This is a genomic window from Hoylesella marshii DSM 16973 = JCM 13450 (assembly GCF_000146675.1).
GTDB classification, from domain to species: Bacteria; Bacteroidota; Bacteroidia; order Bacteroidales; family Bacteroidaceae; genus Prevotella; species Prevotella marshii.
Window position 1 is genome coordinate 1,500,052 of the sequence record NZ_GL397214.1, and the last position, 22,585, is coordinate 1,522,636.

Annotated in this window: 15 protein-coding genes; 11 read left to right on the top strand and 4 right to left on the bottom strand. The window is 50.6% G+C overall.

The genetic code is table 11. The annotated features are described in order from the left end of the window. Window positions 1-621 precede the first annotated feature (621 nt). From HMPREF0658_RS06310 to HMPREF0658_RS06360, 11 genes are all read left to right on the top strand, one after another. On the top strand, window positions 622-2,487 hold the full coding sequence (locus HMPREF0658_RS06310; RefSeq protein ID WP_006949463.1) for a phosphoethanolamine transferase: 1,866 nt from the start codon (window positions 622-624) through the stop codon (window positions 2,485-2,487). After that, entirely contained in the window at window positions 2,469-3,524 is a 1,056-nt protein-coding gene (locus HMPREF0658_RS06315; RefSeq protein ID WP_006949464.1) for an acyltransferase family protein, read from the top strand. The genes HMPREF0658_RS06310 and HMPREF0658_RS06315 overlap by 19 nt, the downstream gene beginning before the upstream one ends. Beyond that, entirely contained in the window at window positions 3,521-4,534 is a 1,014-nt protein-coding gene (locus HMPREF0658_RS06320) for an acyltransferase family protein (RefSeq protein ID WP_006949466.1), read from the top strand. The genes HMPREF0658_RS06315 and HMPREF0658_RS06320 overlap by 4 nt, the downstream gene beginning before the upstream one ends. Window positions 4,535-4,545: 11 nt before the next feature. After that, window positions 4,546-5,145, top strand: a complete 600-nt coding sequence (locus HMPREF0658_RS06325; protein WP_006949473.1) for an HAD family hydrolase — start codon at window positions 4,546-4,548, stop codon at window positions 5,143-5,145. Further along, on the top strand, window positions 5,111-6,904 hold the full coding sequence (locus HMPREF0658_RS06330) for a DUF6080 domain-containing protein (protein ID WP_006949474.1): 1,794 nt from the start codon (window positions 5,111-5,113) through the stop codon (window positions 6,902-6,904). Before HMPREF0658_RS06325 ends, HMPREF0658_RS06330 begins: the two co-directional genes overlap by 35 nt. A 12-nt stretch (window positions 6,905-6,916) precedes the next feature. Further along, window positions 6,917-8,260, top strand: a complete 1,344-nt coding sequence (locus HMPREF0658_RS06335) for a DUF6080 domain-containing protein (protein WP_006949475.1) — start codon at window positions 6,917-6,919, stop codon at window positions 8,258-8,260. Between the two features lie 904 nt (window positions 8,261-9,164). Continuing rightward, the gene (gene dxs, locus HMPREF0658_RS06340) at window positions 9,165-11,066 is read left to right on the top strand and encodes a 1-deoxy-D-xylulose-5-phosphate synthase (RefSeq protein WP_006949479.1); all 1,902 of its coding nucleotides are present in this window, start codon (window positions 9,165-9,167) and stop codon (window positions 11,064-11,066) included. Then, complete coding sequence (gene trkA / locus HMPREF0658_RS06345; RefSeq protein WP_006949480.1) at window positions 11,063-12,406, top strand: Trk system potassium transporter TrkA; 1,344 nt, start codon at window positions 11,063-11,065, stop codon at window positions 12,404-12,406. The genes dxs and trkA overlap by 4 nt, the downstream gene beginning before the upstream one ends. 3 nt (window positions 12,407-12,409) lie before the next feature. Further along, window positions 12,410-13,867 (top strand): TrkH family potassium uptake protein, encoded by a 1,458-nt coding sequence (locus HMPREF0658_RS06350; RefSeq protein ID WP_006949482.1) that lies wholly within the window; start codon window positions 12,410-12,412, stop codon window positions 13,865-13,867. Between the two features lie 15 nt (window positions 13,868-13,882). After that, window positions 13,883-14,845 (top strand): type I phosphomannose isomerase catalytic subunit, encoded by a 963-nt coding sequence (locus HMPREF0658_RS06355; protein WP_006949483.1) that lies wholly within the window; start codon window positions 13,883-13,885, stop codon window positions 14,843-14,845. A gap of 485 nt (window positions 14,846-15,330) precedes the next feature. Further along, window positions 15,331-15,822, top strand: coding sequence for a hypothetical protein (locus tag HMPREF0658_RS06360; protein WP_024991146.1), 492 nt, complete (start codon window positions 15,331-15,333; stop codon window positions 15,820-15,822). 54 nt (window positions 15,823-15,876) lie between these two features. On the opposite strand, the gene HMPREF0658_RS06365 is transcribed toward HMPREF0658_RS06360, so the two are convergent. The 4 genes from HMPREF0658_RS06365 to porV form a co-directional block, all read right to left on the bottom strand. Then, window positions 15,877-17,328 (bottom strand): flippase, encoded by a 1,452-nt coding sequence (locus HMPREF0658_RS06365; protein ID WP_024991147.1) that lies wholly within the window; start codon window positions 17,326-17,328, stop codon window positions 15,877-15,879. Between the two features lie 67 nt (window positions 17,329-17,395). Then, window positions 17,396-19,909, bottom strand: a complete 2,514-nt coding sequence (locus tag HMPREF0658_RS06370) for an SLBB domain-containing protein (RefSeq protein WP_006949492.1) — start codon at window positions 19,907-19,909, stop codon at window positions 17,396-17,398. Window positions 19,910-20,846: 937 nt separating this feature from the next. Next, window positions 20,847-21,344, bottom strand: coding sequence for a 2-C-methyl-D-erythritol 2,4-cyclodiphosphate synthase (ispF, locus tag HMPREF0658_RS06375; RefSeq protein WP_006949496.1), 498 nt, complete (start codon window positions 21,342-21,344; stop codon window positions 20,847-20,849). A 42-nt stretch (window positions 21,345-21,386) separates the two neighbouring features. After that, a complete protein-coding gene (gene porV / locus HMPREF0658_RS06380; RefSeq protein ID WP_006949497.1) occupies window positions 21,387-22,565 on the bottom strand; it encodes a type IX secretion system outer membrane channel protein PorV in 1,179 nt (392 codons plus the stop codon). Window positions 22,566-22,585 lie beyond the last annotated feature (20 nt).

Here is a 22,585-nt window from a genome sequence, read left to right on the forward strand (position 1 = left end):
ATCGAAACCATTTACAGTTACATCCGCTTCGACCGTTCTGGTGGAGGGGAACTCTACAAGAGTTGTCGACACAAGTTCATCGCACAACACCTCTGAAAATGAATGCAAGACCAAGAAAGAAACTAAACTTCTCAACATCAAAACAACAGTTTTACAATCGGATTACATAGATTCGCACTTGCTATTGAAATCTGCGATTCCGGTTTTGTCAGGTGACCGGTCAGATGGTCTGCCGGTGTAGACACCTCGCGGGAAGAACGCTGTAAAAACATAGGGTCTCATGGCCGATTTGGGTTTCAAGGTCGTAAAGTTACGATGGGTAAGTCGGCATTCGTGACCCGTACAGATGGCGTTTGTACGTGGTACAGATACGGTTTGTACACGGAAAGGTCGGCAACCTTTCTCGCGGCATATCGTATTTGTCTATGTCATTTAACAAAACCATTGCGGAAGTCATTTACCCAAATTGTTATTCGACAACGGCATTGCCGGAGGTCATTTATTCAAATTGCTATTTGACAACAGTATTCGGGTATCATAAGGGCGCAAGGTGCGAAATTCAGGCAGAACTGTTGCTTATCATGCAGAAAAGGATTACTTTTGCAAAAGTATTATGAACGGATGAAAGCACTGAAACTTCTCGTACAAGGGGCTGCAGGCCTATACTACCCCATCAAGGCGAACGGCAGGTTTTTCCTGTTTATGTACGTCTTGGGCGTGGTGTGTGGCTATACCACGGTGCAGCCCTATAAGGATGCGCATATCTATCCCAACACTTTTCTCGAGCTTTTTCTCGACCTCTATGTGCTGTGTCTTCTGCTGTGTCTTCTGCCTCATAGGCTCCGCAAGTGGGTGCGTCGTATGGCAGGCGTAGTATTCTATGGTGTAGCCATTATTGATGTTTACTGTTTTGTGAAGTTTCAATCCACGCTCAATCCGGCCATGCTCCTGCTGGCAGAGGAGACGGATATGCGTGAGACGGGCGAGTTTTTCGGCTCTTACGTATCGGCCGAAGTGCTGACCACCAACCTCTTCTGGGTGCTGCTCATCCCTATGGTGCACTTCCTCGTCTGGATTTTCTGCCTGCGGAAAGACAGAAAAACCGATGCTGCGGCACGGTGGTGGGCATCGGTAAGCGCGAAAGTCTCCCCCATCATCCATCAGGCATACCCTGCAATGGGCATTCTGATCCTGTTTCTACTCATCGCAGCCGGTATAGAGAGTGCCGACAACAAGGCTGCCACGTGGAAGCTGATGTCGGGGAAAAACATCGGAGAAGTGGAACATACACTCACCGAAAAGGGACATGCCGAACTGTATCTGCCCATCTATCGGCTCACGTTCAGCATTTATGCCAACAGCCTTGCTGCCCAGCAGATAGAAAAACTCAGGGCAGCAGCCCACCGAGTGGAGGTGGATTCGTGCAGCTATCGCAGTCCCGATATCGTGTTGATTATCGGCGAAAGCTACAATAAGCATCATTCCGAGTTGTACGGATACAATAAGCCCACTACGCCGAAGCAGAAGCGGCGAGCACGCTCAAGGAGACTAGTCCCCTTTACCGATGTTGTATCGCCATGGAATCTCACCAGCTTCGTGTTCAAGCACCTCTTTTCTCTCTATTCCGTGGGAGATAAAGGCGAGTGGTGCGACTATCCGCTCTTCCCCGAATTGTTCAGGAAAGCGGGCTACCACGTCACCTTTATTACCAACCAATTCCTCCCCAAGGCGCGACAAGAGGTGTATGATTTCAGTGGAGGTTTCTTTCTCAACGACCCCATATTGAATCAAGCACAATTCGATACCCGCAACGACCGGTTGCATATCTTCGACGAAGACCTGCTCAACGACTATGAGACATTGAAAAAAGACCGCAAGGCACATAACCTCACTATATTCCATCTCATGGGGCAACACGTGTCATACCGCATCCGAAGCCCAAAAGACCGAAAACACTTCACCGGAAACGACTACGACCGTCCCGAATTGGGAGAGAAATCAAAGCAGAATTTGGCAGAATACGACAATGCCGTGTTGTACAACGACTCTATTGTAGACCAAATATTGAAACGCTTTGAACACGAGGAGGCAATTGTTATCTACGTCCCCGACCATGGGGAAGAGGTGTATGGTCCTGGCGCAGAACACTTCTTCGGACGCATGCACTCAACGGAAATTACGGCAAGGCTTGCCCGAGAAGAGTTCGAGATACCGTTTTGGATATGGTGTTCGCCCCGCTATCTTCGCCGACATGCCGACATCTACCGGCAGATAGTGAGAGCCCAAAATCGCCCTTACATGACAGATGCCCTGCCGCATTTGCTGCTTTACCTCGCAGGCATCGAGACGAAGTATTACAAAGAAACGGAGAATCCGCTCAGCAAAGCATACGATGCAAAGCGGCCACGAATACTCAAGGCATCGACAGATTACGACAAACTGATGGAAACCGATAGAAAGGAGAAGACATGGGAAAGGGGACGCTGACGAAGACGGAAAGCGCAGCGCTCAGAGGCTTAGCCATCTTGGGTATCGTGCTGCACAACTATTGCCACTGGTTAGGATTGGCTGTGAAGGAAAACGAATACACGTTCGACCTCGATAAGAGCCATCGCCTTTGGTGGATATTACAGCATCCCGATATGTATCTGCCGGTACACTTATTGTCTTTTTTCGGCCATTACGGCGTACCCGTGTTCCTCTTCCTCAGTGGCTATGGGCTGTTTAAGAAATATGAAAACGATGCCGAAAGGGTAGGCGCATGGCCGTTTATCAGAGTGCATTACCTGAAACTGTTGCGTATGATGATTGTCGGCTTCGTGTTGTTTACCATGCTCGATGCCATCACCCCCGGCAGACATCCTTATCAAGCATGGGATATAATTGCCCAAATAGGTATGCTTATCAACATCCTGCCCTATCCCGACCATATCATTTGGCCTGGCCCTTATTGGTTCTTTGGCTTGATGATGGAGCTATACCTCGTGTACCGATGGGTATTGTATCGCCGAAGCCCTTGGATTACCGTGGCCTTGGTGGTGCTTTGCTGGCTGATGCAAGCCGTCTGCATGCCCGAAAGCGAGGCATTAAACAGAATCAGATATAACTTTACGGGCGGCATGCTTCCCTTTGGAGCGGGGCTGCTCTATGCACGTAAAGAGGTTACGATGGGTAAGAGAGGCTATGCCGTTGTGGCCTTGTTATCCACTATCGCCGTATTTGCATGCGGTTTCCATTTCCACCTTTGGTTGTGGATACCACTTTTCGTGGTGACGGGCTGCGTATCGATGGTCAGACTGCTACCCGACAGTCTGTTGAAAATACTTTCATGGACGGGCAGTATCTCTGCCGCTCTATTTGTGACGCATCCGCTGGTACGAAAGGTTTTTATCCCTATCTCCCGCCAAGGAGACGTATATGCCGGCCTACTGCTCTACCTCATTCCCTGCATTGCCTTAGCATGGGCGGCCGAAATGTTGATGAAGAAAATACCGACGCCCCAACTTAAAAGGAAGACACCATGAGATGGAAAGAGATAGAATGGGCAGACCTCAGCCGCTATCGTGGCGAATTGATGGGGGCAGCCATGCTGTTTATCGTATTATTTCATGTAGATTTGCCTCGCTATGACTTATACTACGGCCTACGTCGATGTGGCAATGTAGGGGTAGACATGTTCCTATTTCTCAGTGGTATCGGTTTGTGGTATTCATGGTCTAAGAATACCTCTCTGCGCCAATTCTTCCTCAACCGATACATCCGCATCTACCCTGCATGGTTCATTGTTGCGTCACTCTATTATATTCCCCGGTTCAAGAGTGGCCATAGCATCATCGGACTCTTAGGCGATACGCTTATCAACAGCTGCTTTTGGATTCGCGACGAACTGACGTTCTGGTATGTACCAGCCATTATGGTGTTGTATTGCTTTGCCCCTGCTTATATGACCCTCATCAAGCGCAATCCCGCTTTCCGCTGGCTTCCTGTGTTGATGATGGCGTGGTGTGTTGCCGTGCAATGGGTTGCCCCTATCCACAGTGCAGTAGGTCACATCGAGATTTTCTGGAGTCGTGTGCCCATTTTCTTTCTCGGCATTAACTGTGGGCAAATGGTGCGGAGCGAACAGCGTATGCAAGAAAATACCACATGGCTCGTGTTGATGGGCTTTCTCATGACCGCCGGCCTCTGCATTTATCTTGAGCAGATGTGGCACGGACGGTTCCCTCTTTTTATAGAACGCATGGTTTATATACCGCTCACCGTTACCTGTCTGCTGCTGTTATGCAAGGTATTTCGCCATACGCCCGATATTATCCGACGGTTCTTCCGCCTTTTAGGCATCATCAGTCTGGAGCTTTATCTGATACATATCCAGTTTGTGATGCGATACGTTACCCCCCATCATATCGGTTATTGGCCTACAGCACTCATTACGCTTGCCGTTGCGATGCCTTTAGCTTGGGCTTTGCATACAATCATCGAGAAAACCGTAAGTAAGATGCCGTTGCCCCGTTATTACAAGAAACCCTCCTGATATACCCTTCTATGGACAATCGAAAACAAGTGTTTGCTTTTGACTTCGACGGCACACTGACTACCAAAGACACTTTTATAGCATTTATTCGCTATACGCGAGGCACTCTCCGTTTCCTTTGTGGCTTCCTTTTGTTCAGTCCGTTGCTGGTGCTGATGAAATTACGTCTGTATCCCAACTACCGTGCCAAGCAGCAAGTTTTCTCTTTCTTCTTCCGCGGAACACCCATTAAACGCTTCGACGAGCAGTGCGTAGCCTTTGCTTCGCACCATCGGCAACTGTTGCGCTCCCGCGGCATATCCACACTCAACGATGCCCTTACAGCCGGCCATCGGGTACTCATTGTCAGCGCAAGTATCGACAACTGGGTACGCCCCTTCTTTCCTTTGTCCGATACACTCACTGTTATCGGCACGCAGATAGAAACAAGCGAAGGCCGTATCACAGGGCGCTTCCTCACTCCTAACTGTTACGGGGCGGAGAAAGTACGACGTATCAAGGCCGTCATGGGTGAGGAGAAAGACTACCAACTGACAGCTTTCGGCGACAGCAGGGGTGATAAAGAAATGTTAGACTATGCAGATAAGGGATATTTTAAGCCGTTTAGATGATGACAAACGGCAGAAGGCGGGTGAACTTCTGCGCTTCTGTATGGTAGGCGTGACGGCCGTATTGCTGCAATATGCCATTTACGGCCTTTTGCTGCAATGGTGCGAACCCACACCAGCCATGACCGTAGGCTATCTGATCAGCTTTCTGTTCAACTTCCTTGCCTCCACGCGTTATACCTTTAAGGTGAAGGCAAGCACCGGACGCGGCATAGGGTTTGCGCTCTCCCATATTATCAATTACCTTTTACAGATGGGCATACTCAACCTCGCTTTGGCTTTGGACGTGCCCAAATCGTGGGCACCAATACCGATGTTCGTCGTCAGCGTACCCGTGAATTTCCTGTTGGTCAGGTTCTTTTTAAAGACCGATGGCACAGGCAACCTGTTTCGCATGTTCCGCCTGCGCCGAGAGGAACGCCTGCCTGCTGCCATAGCCCTTGTGGTATTTACGCTTCTCAATGCCCTCACTGTCTGTAGGTATTACGATCCATTCACCTTCTTGGGACATGACTATTGGCAAGTATTGGTGGGCGGTTTCCAAGTATCGGGCTTCGACTCCATCACCTACTACGTTGTCACTGAATGGGAAGCACGCTACAATGTGTATCGTCATCCGTTGCTGTCGTTCTTCATGTATGCTCCTTATCTCATCAACAAGGCCTTCATGTGGTTATCAGGTATCAACTGTGCCCCGTTCGTGGTGGGTGTCATCCTTATTTTCTGCTCCTTTTATTCCTTTCTTTTTCTCTATCGAATCCTACGTCGCATCGTAGGTCTGCGCCATGTCGATGCCCTTCTTCTCGATGCTTTCTTCTTCTCGTTTGCTTTCGTCATGGTCTCCACTTCTGTTCCCGACCATTTCATCATGTCGCTCTTCCTGCTGCTGTTCACGCTCTATATCTCCGGACTGTGTATGCTGCGGGGGCATCGTCTCGGAAAGGTGGAGACGCTGCTGCTTTTCGTTGCCACGGCCGGTGTCACTCTTAACAACGGCCTCAAGGTATTTCTCGCCGCCCTTTTTACCAATGGCCGACGTTTCTTCTCCCCTCGCTTCTTCCTCTCTGCCGTATTGGCACCCGCCTTGTTGATGTGGGGCTTCTGTCGGTTAGAGTATCGCTACTTCGTGCGTGACCAAGAACAGGCACGCCATGCGGCGAAGATGCAGGAACGCATCCGTAAGGAACAACAACGCCAACACGATTTGGCTATCAGCAAGACGCCCACCGCTCCACCACGCTGTGTGGTCTATGTGAAGAAAAAGGTAGCCAAGCAAGGCGTACCAATGGCGAAGGGAGAGTTCCTCAGATGGACAGACGGCACCACTGACCGCGGAACATCGGTCATAGAAAACCTCTTCGGCGAGTCGCTCCAGCTGCACCAAGACTTCCTCTTACAGGATGTGTTTCGCAGTCGCCCCGTCATTGTGCCCTATCGCTGGGCTATCAGCTATGGGGTAGAGTCCGCCGTCGTATTGCTCTTCATCGTGGGCGTATGGTGTGGCCGTCGCTCCCGTTTCCTATGGACAGCCCTATCGTTCTTTGCGCTTGACCTATTCCTTCACATCGGCCTCGGCTTCGGTCTGAATGAGGTTTATATCATGTCGTGCCATTGGATGTATGTCATACCTCTTGCCGTGGCCTATTTGTTCCGCGCTTGTACAGGACGCACGCTCCGCTTGTTGCGCATCGGAATGGGGGTGCTCACCCTCTATTTATGGCTCTACAATAGTATATTGTTCACCTCCTATATGATAGGATAAACCCCTTGACCTATGAAAAACCCCTTTGCTATCCGACGAGACGAACGCCGACCCGCCTTTGTAGCATTGCTCCTTGCGGCTTTGCTGCAGGTCGTGATGGTGGTATATCGTTACGACCTCTTCACCCGTGGGGGCAACCAAGGTTATTGGAATCTCTTCTTCAACCATTTCCAAGTATCGGGATTCGACCCCTTGACATATATCACCCTATCTCACTGGGACGTGTATTACGAGATTTTCCGCCATCCTGTCCTATCCCTGTTATGGTATCCTTTCGCACTGTTAAACGAATGGTTGATGGGTGTTACAGGCATCAACTGCGCCATATTCATCGTGGCCGGCGTACTCACGGTCTGTGCCGTCTACTCATTCCTCTTTCTTTACCGCATCTTGCACGAGTTGATTGGTGTGGGGCGCACAGATGCATTGCTCCTTGTCGTCCTTTTCTTCTCTTTTTCTCACATCATGCTGACCGTTATGGTACCCGACCATTTCGGCCTCTCCCTCTTTCTACTCACCCTTACGCTGTATGTTGCAGGCCGTAAGTGGACAGATGGTGAACAGATGAAAGCATGGCAGACGGCCTTGCTCTGCCTGCTGACTGCGGGAGTAACCACCACCAATGGTGTAAAGGTATGGCTGGCAGATGCGTTTGTCAATGGCCGACGGTCGCTGTCGCCTCTCCGCCTGCTGGTCACCGTAGCATTTCCCGTTGCCATTCTTGCCGGCGCATGCCTGTATCAGGATGCTAAATACGTGCAACCTCGATTGGAAGCAGGCAGACAGATGGAGGCATACCACATGCGAAAAGATACGATACAGGCCGTGAAGATTGCACAGGCCAAACAAGAGAAGACGGCCAAAAAAGGCATACCGCTCGCCGAAAAGGGACTGTTGCAATGGACAGATATCTCCACCCCGCGCCTGCCCTCTGCCGTAGAAAACCTATTCGGAGAGTCCATCCAACTGCATCCGACGCATACGCTGCAAGACCTCTTTCACGGACGACCGGTCATTGTTTCCTACGATTCCGCACTTAACTATGCCATCGAGAGCTTGCTCGTAGCGTTGTTTCTGCTCGGCATATTGTGCGGACTGCGATTCCCGCTCATGCAACTGTGCCTGTCGTGGTTTGCTTTCGACATGCTGTTGCACGTCGTGCTCGGCTTTGGCCTTAACGAGATTTATATCATGGCCGCCCATTGGCTCTTCATTTTCCCCATCGCTTTTGCCTTTCTCCTGCGCCCCCTCAACCGCCCTTACCGCCGTCTGTTGCGCTTCCTGTTGCTTCTCCTTACTCTCTTCCTCTGGGGCTACAACGGCTATTATATGTCAACAACCCTCCTTTCTCTGTAGATGCATGGCCGTTGCAAGTAGCAGAAAAGACCGTTACCAACGCCTTATCGGTCGGTTCTATTACCCCCTTTACTCAAACCATTCATGAGATTTGGGTTTCAGGCTCGTAAAGTGACGATTGATAAGTCGGCATTCGTACCGTGTACAGATGCCGTTTGTACAGGGAAAGGTTGGCAACCTTTCTCACAGCTCCAACGGGGCGTAAGACCTTAGGCAGGGTGTGAAGCTCGTAAGAGCGCCACCCCTGACAAGCATGTGCAGAAAGATGAATCCCGCAGGGGTGACAGAGGATCGAGTTTAGTTTTCTGTCGCCCCTTTGGAGTTATTGGATGAGATTCTCTTATCTCGAACTCACGTAGATAGTTAGAGGGCAACCGCCTTTACAATATGATTTCACCTCATGAGATATAAGGAATATTAAATTCCCATCACATGCTTATAATCCCTTATCCACGTCTGTATAACTCATTATACACGTTTGTATAACTCATTATACACGTTTGTATAACTCATTATACACGTTTGTATAATTTGTTCTCCACGTCTGGATAATCTGTTCTCCACGTTTGGAGAATTTGTTCTCCACGTTTGGATAATCTGTTATCCACGTTTGGAGAGTTTGTTATCTACGACGGGAAAATTGTCTCTTCACGGTGGGAAATATTTCCCTTCATGAAGGGAATTTGTATTTCCTATCGTAAAGACGATGATAAACCCTGTTTCATCGCGTAAAGCAACAGCAAAGCGCAAAAGAGTAAAACCATGTGGAGATGTATCGATAAACCTTGCAAAAGGTTTGCTACCACACGGCAGATAGGGGTGTTGCGCAAGGAGAAAAAAAGGCATTTATTTTGCTTTACGCCAAAATAAGCGTACCTTTGCATGGTATTCCTTATAATGTGACATGGTGGAAGATAAGAAAATCGGACTGCTAAGCCGTATCAATAATCCGTCGGACTTGCGAAAACTAAACGTAGACCGGTTGCCACATCTATGCAAAGAGCTGAGATCTAATATTGTGGAAGAACTCTCCGTGAATCCCGGTCATTTGGCCTCAAGTCTCGGTGCCATAGAGATTACAGTAGCCCTGCATTACGTTTTCAATACACCCGACGACCGCATCGTGTGGGACGTGGGGCATCAGGCCTACGGTCATAAACTGCTGACAGGTCGCCGAGACCGATTCCACACCAATAGAAAACTACACGGCATACATCCCTTTCCCTGCCCCGCAGAGAGCGAGTACGACACGTTCACCTGCGGGCATGCCTCCAACTCTATCTCGGCCGCATTAGGTATGGCTGTGGCTGCGAAGAAAAGCGGACACAAAGACCGCCATGTGGTAGCCGTGATAGGCGATGGTGCCATGAGCGGTGGACTTGCTTTCGAGGGATTGAACAACGTTTCAAGTACGCCGAACGACCTGCTTATCGTGCTCAATGACAACGATATGAGCATCGACCGCGCCGTAGGAGGGATGGAGAAATACCTGCTCAACCTCGACACCACTGCAACCTACAACCGGCTGCGACTGAAGGCATCGCAGTGGTTATATTCCAAAGGTTATCTGACCGAAGAGCGACGCAAAGGCATCATCCGCCTCAACAATGCTATCAAGTCGGCACTCAGCCATCAGCAAAATATCTTCGAAGGTATGAATATCAGATACTTCGGGGTGTTCAACGGCAACGACGTAAAAGAGGTGGTACGCCTGTTGACTCAGCTGAAAGACATGAAAGGCCCTAAGTTGCTGCACCTGCATACCGTGAAAGGAAAAGGCTATCGACCCGCAGAAGAAGAGGCCACCGTCTGGCATGCCCCGGGTAAATTCGACGTAAACACGGGTGAACGTATCGCATCCACCCCCGTAGACTGTCCACCGAAATATCAAACGGTTTTTGGCGAAACCCTGTTGGAACTAGCCAAAATGAATCCTAAGATTGTGGGTGTAACACCAGCCATGCCGACGGGATGCTCGATGAACATACTGATGAAGAACATGCCCGACAGAGCTTTCGACGTGGGCATTGCCGAAGGACATGCCGCCACATTCTCCGGCGGGATGGCGAAAGACGGACTGCTGCCGTTTTGCAATATCTACAGTGCTTTCTCGCAACGGGCTTACGACAACATCATCCACGACGTGGCCATCATGAACCTGCCCGTGGTCTTCTGTTTAGACCGTGCAGGATTAGTGGGCGAAGACGGGGCAACACACCATGGCGCATTCGACTTGGCCTTTCTCCGTCCGATACCGAACCTCACCATAGCCTCACCCATGGACGAGCACGAACTGCGACGGCTCATGTACACAGCACAACTGCCTGGCAAAGGAACGTTCGTTATCCGTTATCCGCGCGGCAACGGCGTACTCTCCGATTGGCGATGTCCACTCGAAGAAGTGGCCGTGGGCACAGGTCGCAAGCTGCACGACGGCACAGACGTAGCGGTGCTTAGCATCGGACCGCTGGGCAACGACGTGACAGCAGTCATAGAATCGCTTGCAGAAACCATCAGTGTGGCACATTACGACATGCGCTTCCTGAAACCGCTTGATGCAGACTTGCTTCGCGAGGTGGGCGAACGCTTCGGCAAAGTAATTACCATCGAAGACGGCGTGCGCGACGGCGGATTAGGCAGTGCTGTGGGAGAATGGATGAACGACAACGGATTTCATCCCCAAATCATCAGAATGGGACTGCCCGACCGATTCATAGAACACGGCACCGTAACCGAGTTGCGACACATCGTAGGGCTGGATCAAGAGGCCATCAGACAAAACATAGAGAACTTACACAGACAATGAAAATCATCATCGCCGGTGCTTATACCATCGGTTCACATCTGGCAAAGCTGCTGTCACGCAACAATCAAGACATCGTTCTCATCGACGAGAATGAAGATAACCTTGCACGGCTACGTGCCGACTTCGACCTGCTGACCATGCACGCCTCACCCACAAGTCTCAAGACGCTGAAAGAGGCTGGCGTGGCCGCTGCCGATTTGTTCATCGCCGTAACACCCGACGAATATAAAAACATTACCGCCTGCGGATTGGCACATGCCTTAGGCGCCAAGAAGACGGTGGCGAGGATAGACGATTCAGAATTTCAACAGCAAGACAACGAAGAGATTTTCCACAAGATGGGCGTCAGTTCGCTCATCTATCCGGAGATGCTCGCAGCCAAGGATATTGCCAACGGGCTGAAGATGTCGTGGGTACGCCAGCGATGGGATGTCCACGACGGAGCACTCGTCATGTTAGGCATCAAGCTCCGCGAAACTTGCGAAGTGCTCAACCGCCCCCTCAAAGAATTGTGCGGTCCCGACGACCCCTACCATGTCGTAGCTATCAAACGTGGCCCCGACACTATCATTCCGGGAGGTAACGATGTGCTGAAGCTCTACGACCTCACCTACTTCATGACCACCCGCAACTATATCCCCCACGTGCGGAAAATCGTGGGAAAAGAGCATTACGCCGACGTGAAAGATGTGATGATTATGGGAGGCGGAGGCACCGCCGTGCATGCCCTGCAGGCCATACCCGACTACATGGACGTAAAGATTATGGAGAAAGACGAGGCGCGCTGCGAATTGCTCAACGACATCATTACGCGAGATAAGGTAATGGTTATCAATGGTGACGGCCGCGACATCTCGTTGCTCGTAGATGAAGGAATACGCAACATGCAGGCCTTCGTGGCACTCACAGGCAACGCCGAAGCCAACATCCTGGCGTGCCTTTCAGCTAAACGGATGGGCGTACGCAAGACCGTGGCCATGGTCGAGAACATGGATTACGCAGAGATGGCCGAAGGGTTCGACATCGGGACTATCATCAACAAGAAAGCCATCGCCGCCGGATACATCTATCAAATGATGCTCGATGCTAACGTACACAACGTGAAATTCCTGACAACCGCCAACGCCGATGTGGCCGAATTTATCCCCGTGGAAGGCTCGCGGGTAACGAAGAAGCCGGTCAAAGACCTCGGACTGCCCAAAGGTATGACCATCGGCGGCCTTGTGCGCAACGGCGAAGGACTGCTTGTTTCCGGAAACACGCTCATCGAAGCGGGCGACTCCGTGATGGTGTTCTGCCACAGTGTGGACATGAAGAAGATAGAGAAGTTTTTCAATTAAGCGATGATCAATCTCAAACTCATCTCCAAGATACTCGGTTCCCTGCTCTTCCTCGAAGCTGGCCTCATGCTCATGTGCCTGCTCATGGCATCTTACTTCAAGGAAGACGACGTGATGGCGTTTCTCATCTCCGTTATCGTGACCCTGCTCTTCGGCTTCGTGCTGAAATATGCCGGCGGCCATGCCGACAACGCACTGGGACGGCGTGATGCTTACCTTGTGGTCACACTGTCGTGGACGGTCTTCAGTTTGTTTGGCACACTGCCTTTCCTCATCAGCGGCTATATCACCGGATTCACCGACGCTTTCTTTGAAACAATGTCGGGGTTCACGACGACGGGTGCCACCATCCTCGACGATGTGGAAGCCTTTCCCCACGGATTGCTCTTCTGGCGCTCACTCACGCAATGGCTCGGCGGGCTGGGTATCGTGTTCTTCACCATAGCTCTGCTGCCGTCGATGGTGGGCGGTTCGGTCAGGGTATTCGCAGCCGAAGCCACAGGTCCCATCAGCAGTAAACTGCATCCCAAACTCAGCACCAGCGCGAAATGGATTTGGATGGTCTACCTCCTGCTCACCGTGGCCTGCATAGGTAGCTATGTGGCTTGCGGCATGGGTTGGTTCGACGGCATCAACTACGCCATGTCTACGACGGCCACCGGCGGATTCTCCACCCACAATACCAGTGTGGAGTATTTCCATTCGCCGGCTGTGGAATACGTCTGCACACTCTTCTGCTTCCTCTCCGGCATCAACTTCACCCTTTTTTACGCATCGGTGGTAAAACTGCGACCGAAACAACTGCTGACCAATTCCGAATTTCGATTCTATCTTGTCGTGGTGCTCAGCCTCACGGTCTTCATCATGATAGAGTTGATGATACAAAACGGCTATGATTTAGAGCATGCTTTCCGCTGTGGACTCTTCCAAGTGGTATCGTTTCTGACCACAACGGGCATCTTCAACGACGACGCCGGACAATGGCCGCACGTCACATGGGTGGCACTCGCGCTCTGCATGTTTATCGGTGCATGTTCGGGCAGCACAAGCGGCGGATTCAAATCCATCCGAGGCGTGATGCTGCTGAAGATTATCAAAAACGAGTTTAAACACATCCTCCACCCCAACGCCGTGTTGCCCGTAAGGATAAACGGGGTGAACATCGAAAACAACCGCCGCCTCACGCTCCTGTCGTTCCTCACGATGTATCTCGTGCTCAGCCTCGTATGCTCTTTCACCATGATTGCCTGCGGAATAGACAACACCAACGCCATCACCATCACGCTCAGCGCATTGGGCAACGTAGGCCCGTCGCTCGGGTTGGAGATTGGTCCCACGATGTCGTGGAACAGCCTGCCCGACTTCGCCAAATGGATGTGCTCGTTTCTCATGCTCGTAGGCCGTCTCGAGATATTCAGCGTGTTAGTCATCTTCACCCCCGCCTTCTGGAAAAACAACTGACAACGAACCCCGAATATGCGACCCATCAAGTTCAAACCCATCCTGAAACAGACCTTGTGGGGAGGCGAAAAGCTCGTCTCCTTCAAACACCTCGACACCGATGCCACGCAAATCGGCGAGAGTTGGGAAATATCGGCCGTGCCGGGCAGCGAGTCCGTCGTAGCCGAGGGAGAACTCCGGGGCAAAACCCTCCGCACGCTGATTGAAGAGATGCGAGGACAGCTCGTGGGCGAGGCCAACTTCCGCCGCTTCGGCACGACGTTCCCCCTACTCATCAAATTCATCGACGCCCGCCAAGACCTATCCATACAGGTGCATCCGTCCGAAGAAATCGCCCGCCGGCAGGGTAAAGACCACGGCAAAACCGAGATGTGGTACATCATGGAATCGGATGCCGGCGCCAAACTCTACTGCGGACTGAAGCAGAAGATTACCCCGCAGCAATACGAACACATGGTCGAAGATGGCACCATCATGCAGGCTGTAGCCGACTACGAAGTGAAAGAGGGCGATTGCTTCTTCATCCCCGCCGGACGCATCCACAGCATCGGAGCCGGATGCTTCCTCGCAGAGATACAGCAGACCAGCGACGTGACCTATCGCATCTACGACTTCAAACGCAAAGACAAAGACGGACGATACCGAGAACTCCACACCCGCGAGGCGGCAGCGTGCATCAATTTCCGCGTAGAAAACAACTACCGCACGGAATATGTACCGGCCGAGAACCAAGGCGTGAACCTCATTCACTGCCCCTTCTTCCACACCGAAGTCTACGACCTCTCCGCCCCCATGACGCTCGACTACAGCCAGCTCGACAGCTTCGTCGCCCTTGTATGCCTGAAAGGACAAGCCACCGTCACCGACGACGAGGGCACCCGCACCCCCATCGCATCCGGCGAAACCATACTCATTCCCGCCACCACCCGCACGCTTTACGTAGAAGGCCGTGTAAAATTCCTCGCCACCTACGTGTAACACGTCCCCACACACTCTTTTTACTCTCTCTTCCATAAGAAATGCAACAGCGTTTTTTACGCTGTTATTGCAGAGCGGTATTTTATAACAGCGTTTTTTACGCTGTTATTGCAGAGCGGGATTTTATAACAACGTTTTTTACGACGTTATTGCAGAGCGGGATTTTATAACAGCGTTTTTTACGACGTTATTGCAGAGCGGGATTTTATAACAGCGTTTTTTACGACGTTATTGCAGAGCAGGATTTTATAACGGCGTTTTTTACGCTGTTATTGCAGAGCGGGATTTTATAACAGCGTTTTTTACGACGTTGTTGCAGAACGGGATTTTATAACAGCGTTTTTTACGACGTTATATTTCCACATAGAAAAGTAACAAAATAAAGTGTTTTCTTTATAAAGAAGGTCGCTTTTTGGGTCGAGAGATGAGAAGTTACCAAAAAAAATCGCTATATTTGTCCCAAACAAATACCAATCGCATAGACCATGTACACAAGTATCAAAGAGCGCCAACTCACAGGCGCACCGCAATTCACGTTTGAAGACCTGTTCATCTTTCCGTTTAGCGAAAAACGAGTCTACGAGCCCGACGGCAGCTACCACTACGTGCCCTACGAGCAGAATACCTCGCCCACCGGCATACACATCTTCGACGACTACCTGCGCAGCATCGGCACATCGGACTTCAATCTCTTTTCTTTCTGCGATTCGCACGGCATCAACACACGCGACCTCGAAGGCGTTACGTTTATGCTCACGGGGATGGGAAGTCGTACCTTTCGCAACAAATGGAAACTGCAAACAGCCTTTTCCTTGCTCAGATACACGGATATGACGATAGCTGAGGTGGCCAAGGAAAGCGGATTCGGCAACACCATGTCGATGCATCACGTTTTGCATCATGCCAAGTTGAGCTCGGCGACAGTATTGCGCTACCAGATGCGCAAGGAACACGACGTAGGACGCTATCGCCCCTGAACATCTCTCGAAGATACCGATTTCATCCGGAGCGGAAAGCCGTAGCATCTGACGCTACGGCTTTTGTCGTGAGAAGAGCCACGCATGGAGCGCGTGAAGCTTTGCCAAGACAAAAGGATTCTTCAGATAAAGGCATTGCACGGCCACAAAATAGGCCAACAGCAGCACCGAGGCCACAATGAAATGAAGAAAGAAAGCATCGGTGACGAAATAGCGGACAAGCAGACACAACACAACGGCCGGCAGATAAATCGCCACATTCTGCAACAAGATGCGGAACGGGAAGCGGATGCCGAAACGACGGGTCACATACGTTTGGGCAATGAACAGCACGCAGGTCTCGGACGAGAGCCACGCCACGGCAGAACCCATGGCATGAAAACGCGGCACAAGCCACGCATTCAACAAAATGCAGACCACGGCACAGATACCTGAAACACACGCCAAAAAGCGGTCGGCCTTGCAAGGAATGAGTATCTGCATGACGAGTATCTGGCTGTAGCCGATGATGAAAATGAGTGGCATCAACCATCGCAGGGGCAACGCGGCCGGCTCATAACCGCGACCGGAGACAAGCAGAATAATGTCGCTGCTGAATATCATACCCGCAATGACGATGGGCACCGACAGACACAACAACACCGACATGGAGATGTGAACAAGACGGTTGAACTGTTCTTCGTCGTTGTCGGAATGCAGCGAACTCATCCGAGGCATGACCACATTTGTCCATGCCGTGTAGACGGCCTGAAAGATGATGATGAGTTTATAGGCCGTAGAGAAATAACCCACTTCGCTGTCGGTGGAAGCAAAGCCGAGAAAAATAATATTGAACGCAGTGTAAAGATTGGTCAATATCATATACACGCCTAACGTGACGTAAGGTTTCAGGTATTTCTTCAGGTTTACATCGCGAAACCGATAGCGCACAATGCGGCGGCTTCTCACCATGTTTATTAGCGCATTCACCACCACCAATCCCACGGTGAGGGCGAAATACACAGAATAATCGGTCGGTGCCTTGACAAGAGTGAACACAGCTATCAGGTAGAGAACGCGCACGATGAGCGACCGCTCGGTAATGTATCGGAACTCTTCCATTCCCGTGTACAACCATTCCATGAGAAGGAAATTGAACAGGAGTTTGAACGCACCGACATACATCAGCTGCCGATGCTCATAGAGGCGGTCTATCCATTGTGTACAGACGAGCAATATCACGAGCAACACGGCGGTAAAAAGGCCGTTGAGCGTGATAAGGCTGGAGAAGACCTTGCCGAGCCGCGAAGGTTCGGTGCGTGCTGCGGCCGTCTCCCGAATGCCGATGGCACTGATACCCAGCATGGAGAAAATAATGAAATAATTGATAATGCTGTCGATGAAACTGCATATTCCCACGTTTTCCACGCCCAACACGCGGGATATATAAGGGAAAACGATGAGCGGAAACACGTAGTTGGATACGGTGAGGATGCCGCTGTAGACGAAGTTTTTCTGTATTCCCATCTTATCTTTCTCTAACAAGGCGAGGCTATGCTCTACCGGAGCGAAGCAATGCCAGCGGATACCATAACTACTTCAGCAAGTTGGCAATGGTGGCAATCATGGTGGCAACGCCGGCCGTGGTTGTGCCGATAGAGAGCCATTCCGTGAGTTTCAAACCGCTGTTCTCCGACTTGCTGGGCACCACAATCTCGCACCCTGGCCTGACTTTCGCATTATGGCTGACCTTGGCTACCGTTCCATTCATATAAACGATATAGGAACGGCTCTTCTTTGCTCTGTTTCCAAATCCGCCGGCCTGTTCGATATACCACGATACACGCCGGCCTTTTTCGTAGGCCACCGTATTGGGGAACATCACGTCGCCGCTGATTTTCACCGTTCCGTTATACTCCGGAACGATGAGTTTATCGCCTTCACGCAACACAAGGTCGGCATCGCCTCCGGGTTCTTTCAACGCCTTGTCGAGCTCAATGCCCACATAGTAGGTCTCGCCGATGTCGAGCTTCGCAACGTCCAAAGTGTCTTTCTTTCCGTCTTGTGCCTTTACCATCTTGAGAATGGTCTCCATGCGAAGCCGCTCATCGGGCGTGATACGGCGCTCCAGACGGGCACCTTTGGGGTATGCGGTTTCTTTCATGCCGCCGGCTTTCCTGATGGCATCGGAGAGGCGTTCGTTTTTGCGGGTGAGCGTGTAGGTACCGGCAAACATGACCTGTCCCTCTACCTTGATGTTCTTTTGCTCGGAGTAGCCCGGACTCTTGCGCACGTACACTTCGTCAAACGGATGAAGCGTGAAGCCCGGTTGCCCGTCGACGACAAAACCGTCTTTGAGCGAGAAGCTATACGTATGGGCGATGATGGAATCGGTAGTCGTAGCAGAGGGATTTACGATGCGACGCGCCACATCAATCTTCACGGTAGAGGCCGCATCTTTCAACCCTCCGGCTTGCAGAATGAAGTCCTCGATGGTCTCGTTATCGGCATATTTATAGATGCCGGGGTCTTGCACCTCGCCGTGAATAGTAATGGTACGATTGGCCTGCACTTCCTGTTTGGTGGGGATAAAGAGCACGTCGTTGCTCTGCAAAGGTATGTCTGCCGTCTTGCCTTTCAAGATACCTTCCACGTCTACACTGACCACTTCGAGCGTGCGGTCTTCCTTCATACGGTGCATGACAGCCCGAGCGGTGAAGGCATCCTCCTTGAGACCTTCGGCATGTTCCAAGAGAGAACGTACGCTCGTAATGTCGCCGCCCACCTGATACATGCCGGGACGAAAGACAGCCCCTTTGACTTCTACCATATTGGCATAACGTTGCAACACGGAGTCTACGCTGATAGAATCTTCATCGGCTACGCGGAAAGAATGCATATCAAACTCACCGATGTTGAAGAGAGTGAACTCCCGACCGGTTTTTCTCCTGAGCCGCACGGACTTTCTGTAGGCATCGCCTGTGAATCCTCCGGCATATTTCAGCAAAGTGCCCACGCTCTCGGTCTTCTTCATCTCATAGTACATGGGGCGTTTCACCTTACCTGTGATATTCACGAGACAGTCGTAAGGACCGACCACAATCACATCGTTGTCGGATAGTCTGATGTTGCCCGTGAGCTTCCCGTTGAGGATATAGTCGTAAACATCTACAGTGGTGACGAGACGGTTGCGACGGTAAACCTTGATGTTTCGCAACGTACCGATGTCGTTGATGCCGCCGGCCATGTACAGGGCATGGAACACAGACGCAAAGGCCGACAGGGTATAAGTACCCGGTGTCTGAACCTCGCCCATGACGTTTACCATGATAGTACGCGTCTGGCCGACCGTGAGCCTGACGTGTGAACTTCTGTAACGGGCACCAAGGGTGGAACGCAGCCGTGCGTTGGCCTGCTCTACCGTCAATCCACTGACATGTACGGGACCAAAGCCCTCAATGGTAACGTCTCCGTCGGGCGAAACAGTGAGTTCCTCTGTCTTTTGCGAAGCACCATAGATGTCGACAATCACGGCATCGCCTGGCCCTAAACGGTAGTTTTGTGGCGTAGCGATATTCATGTTTGGCTCGAAAGAGAGGTCTTTCTTGTTGAATATATCTCGGCCAAACACCTTTTTTTCATTGCGTCGCAGCAGCTCCTCGGGCAATACTTTCTCCTTTTGAATCGTGGAATCGGGCACAAGGATGGCTATTTCTTTCTGCATCTGCTGGTAATCAGCATCATCTTTATCGTAGGTATGTGTGTAAGGAATATTGCTCTTTACCTGATAATTGGTGTTTTTCTTCTCGGATTTCTCGCCGTTGTTCTTGCGTAAACGGGTCTTCTCATCCTTGGGCGTGGTCTCGGCACTTACCTGTCCGAGTCCCTCCTCTTTAGTCACACGCTCATATTTTTTCCGTACCCGTTGTATCTGCTGTATATTTACGCCCCGCTGCATCAGCTGGGTCACAATCTGGCTTTGGGGTGTTCCCTGCTTGTATTCTTTCACAACGTATTGCATCACTTGCTCATCAGTCATGCCCGTCTGTGCCATCGCTTGAAAGCCACACAGCATGGTAAACAGTACGAATAGGATATATCGTTTCATAAAACCTGTAGACTTCTACTTTATTTTCGATAGTTTTTTGCTTCTTGCCTCTGCAACCTTTCATTGCCGAGCGCAGCGTATCTTATGCAAAGATATTCATTTTTTCCGTAACCACGATGTATCCACATGATTTTTGCATGGAAAAACACGTCATTGTCCCGTTAAAAAGGACGTGCAGTTTTCTGCCGACCGATAAGAAATAAATCCATGAATTCAAAATCAGTATTCCTAATTGTAAACCCTATAAGGTAGTTTTATAGAGCACATCGATACCATAATTATAATAGTACAAGATGTAATGTAAGCGCTGTAAGCGCGTAATAGGTCAGCACTGCACGTAGCATTAGGTAGATGCTACTTTCCCAAATAAGCTCTGCAAGAGCGTAACATGTCAGCCCAGCGCATAGCGCTGGGTATAGGGCAATTCCCTAAATGGAGCGCTGTAGGTGCGACAGAATCTCCCAACCGATACGACTTGCGCCGAGAACGGTTACCGACCTTTCCCTGTACAAACCGTATCCGTGACACGGGCAAACGCCATCTGTACAGGCTCTCATGAACGATTTGGAATCAGGGAAAACAGGGGAAAGGTGACAGATGGGGCGGAATACATGGAAAACAAAACGAACAGGAAAGAAAAGCACAGGTGGTTGATTTAGGTCAAAAAAGCGATGGCTTTAGGAGGGAATGAGGGGTGAAGTATTGCAGAGGCTGCCAATTCTGCCTACCTTTGCACCATCAAAAGGTTAATAGATTGTTTAGGTTAGTAATAAAAGATTTAGGTTTTTAGTTATTAGATTTAAGGTAGATTGAAGATTGTTTAACGAAAGGATGATAAAGAAGGCTGAGAAGTTTTCTTTTTATTCGGAATAAATTTCTAAGTTAAACATATGAAAATGCGCCGCAGCTCGTAGAAGGGTTGCGGCGCATGTTGGGTTTAGCGGGTAGATGAATCTGGGTCATCATGCTCAATGAGTGCCACGGCATAGGCACTCATCCCCTCTTCACGGCCAACGAAGCCCATACGTTCGGAGGTAGTGGCCTTAATGGAAACGTTGTCGGGATGGGTACCGAGTATCTCGGCAATACATGCCTGCATGGCTGGGATATGAGGGTTGAGCTTGGGCTGTTCGGCACAGATGGTGGCATCGATGTTGCCTAATCGATAGCCTTTGGCGGAAAGGAGTTTCATCGTTTCAGCAAGTATCACCTTGCTGTCCATGCCCAGTGTGGTATCAGACGTATCCGGAAAATAGTAGCCTATATCACGCATGTTGGCTGCGCCGAGGAGTGCATCGCAGATAGCGTGTAGCAGCACATCGGCATCACTGTGGCCAAGCAGGCCGCGATGGTGAGCAATACGGATTCCACCAAGCCACAGTTCGCGGTCTTCTGCCTGTTTGTGAACATCGTAACCGAATCCTATACGAAACATGATGGGAGAGTTTTTAGCAATGAGTGGAGAAACGGGGGCGGACTATCGCCGCTTGAAAAGGTCTTTCAATCCGTCCATGTCGAAGTTCAGAGTAAAACGCAGCGTCTGGTCGAGCGGATTGCTCTTGGCCGTAGCTATCACATAACCGGCATCGAGTGAGAAAACGTTCATCTTGAAGCCTGCACCCACGGTAAAATACTTGCGGTTTCCCTTGTTGGCACTTTCGTGGTGGTAGCCGGCTCTGACTACGAACTTGTCATTATACGTATATTCTGCGCCGGCGCTCCATCGCACTTCCTGCAACTCTTCCTTCAACCCATTGGGTGCATCGCCGAAGCTCTTGAAGATACCGCCAATGGAACTGATGTCGTAATACTCGCGCTGCAGGCGGTCTGCAAATTCCTTTTCTGTCTCACTCCCCCCCTTTACGGGACGGGTGGGAACGAGCAGTTTGTTGGCATCGACAGCAAAAGAGATGCGGTTGTATTCGTCGATAGGCACCATGAGAGAGGCACCTAAACGCATGTTGGTGGGTATGAATTCACTGTTGTTGCTGCCACCAAACCGTATCTTACTTCCTATATTGCTCACGTTCAGACCCAGACCCAACTGACATTCACGCTCACCAAGATTGATATAGTTCTGATAGTAACAGGCGATGTCTGCGGCAAAGGCCGACCCCGGGGCGGTATCGTCAGAGAAATTATACGTCAGGTCAGAATATATCCAACGCACTGCGGCGGCAATAGAAAACTTCTCGCTTAGCATCAGCGAGTAGCTCACATCTGCCGACATTTCGTAGGGAGTGATGGTCATACTGTTGTCGTGTGACGTACCGGTGCTGGTAGAAACTTCGCCCAAAGAGAAATAGCGCACGGAACCGGATACCGCGCTATAGTCGCCGATGCGATAGTAACCCGACAGATAAGCCAGATACATGTCGTTTACCAGCTGACGCAACCATGGCGTGTAGTTTAAGGCAACGCCGGCCCGACTGATCGTGAAGGGGTATTTGGCGGGATTCCAATACTGTGAATTTACGTCAGGGTCGGTGGCTACTCCGACATCTCCCATACCTGCAGCGCGGGCATCGGGGGCAATGGTTTGCGACGTAACTGAAGTTCTTTCGGGATTAAAGATGTCGCGTTTGCTTTGTGCAGAGAGGTCTAATGCCAAGAATAGCAGCAAAAGAGCGACTATGGGTTTCGTGTATGGATACATATTTTTGTTTTCTGATGGGT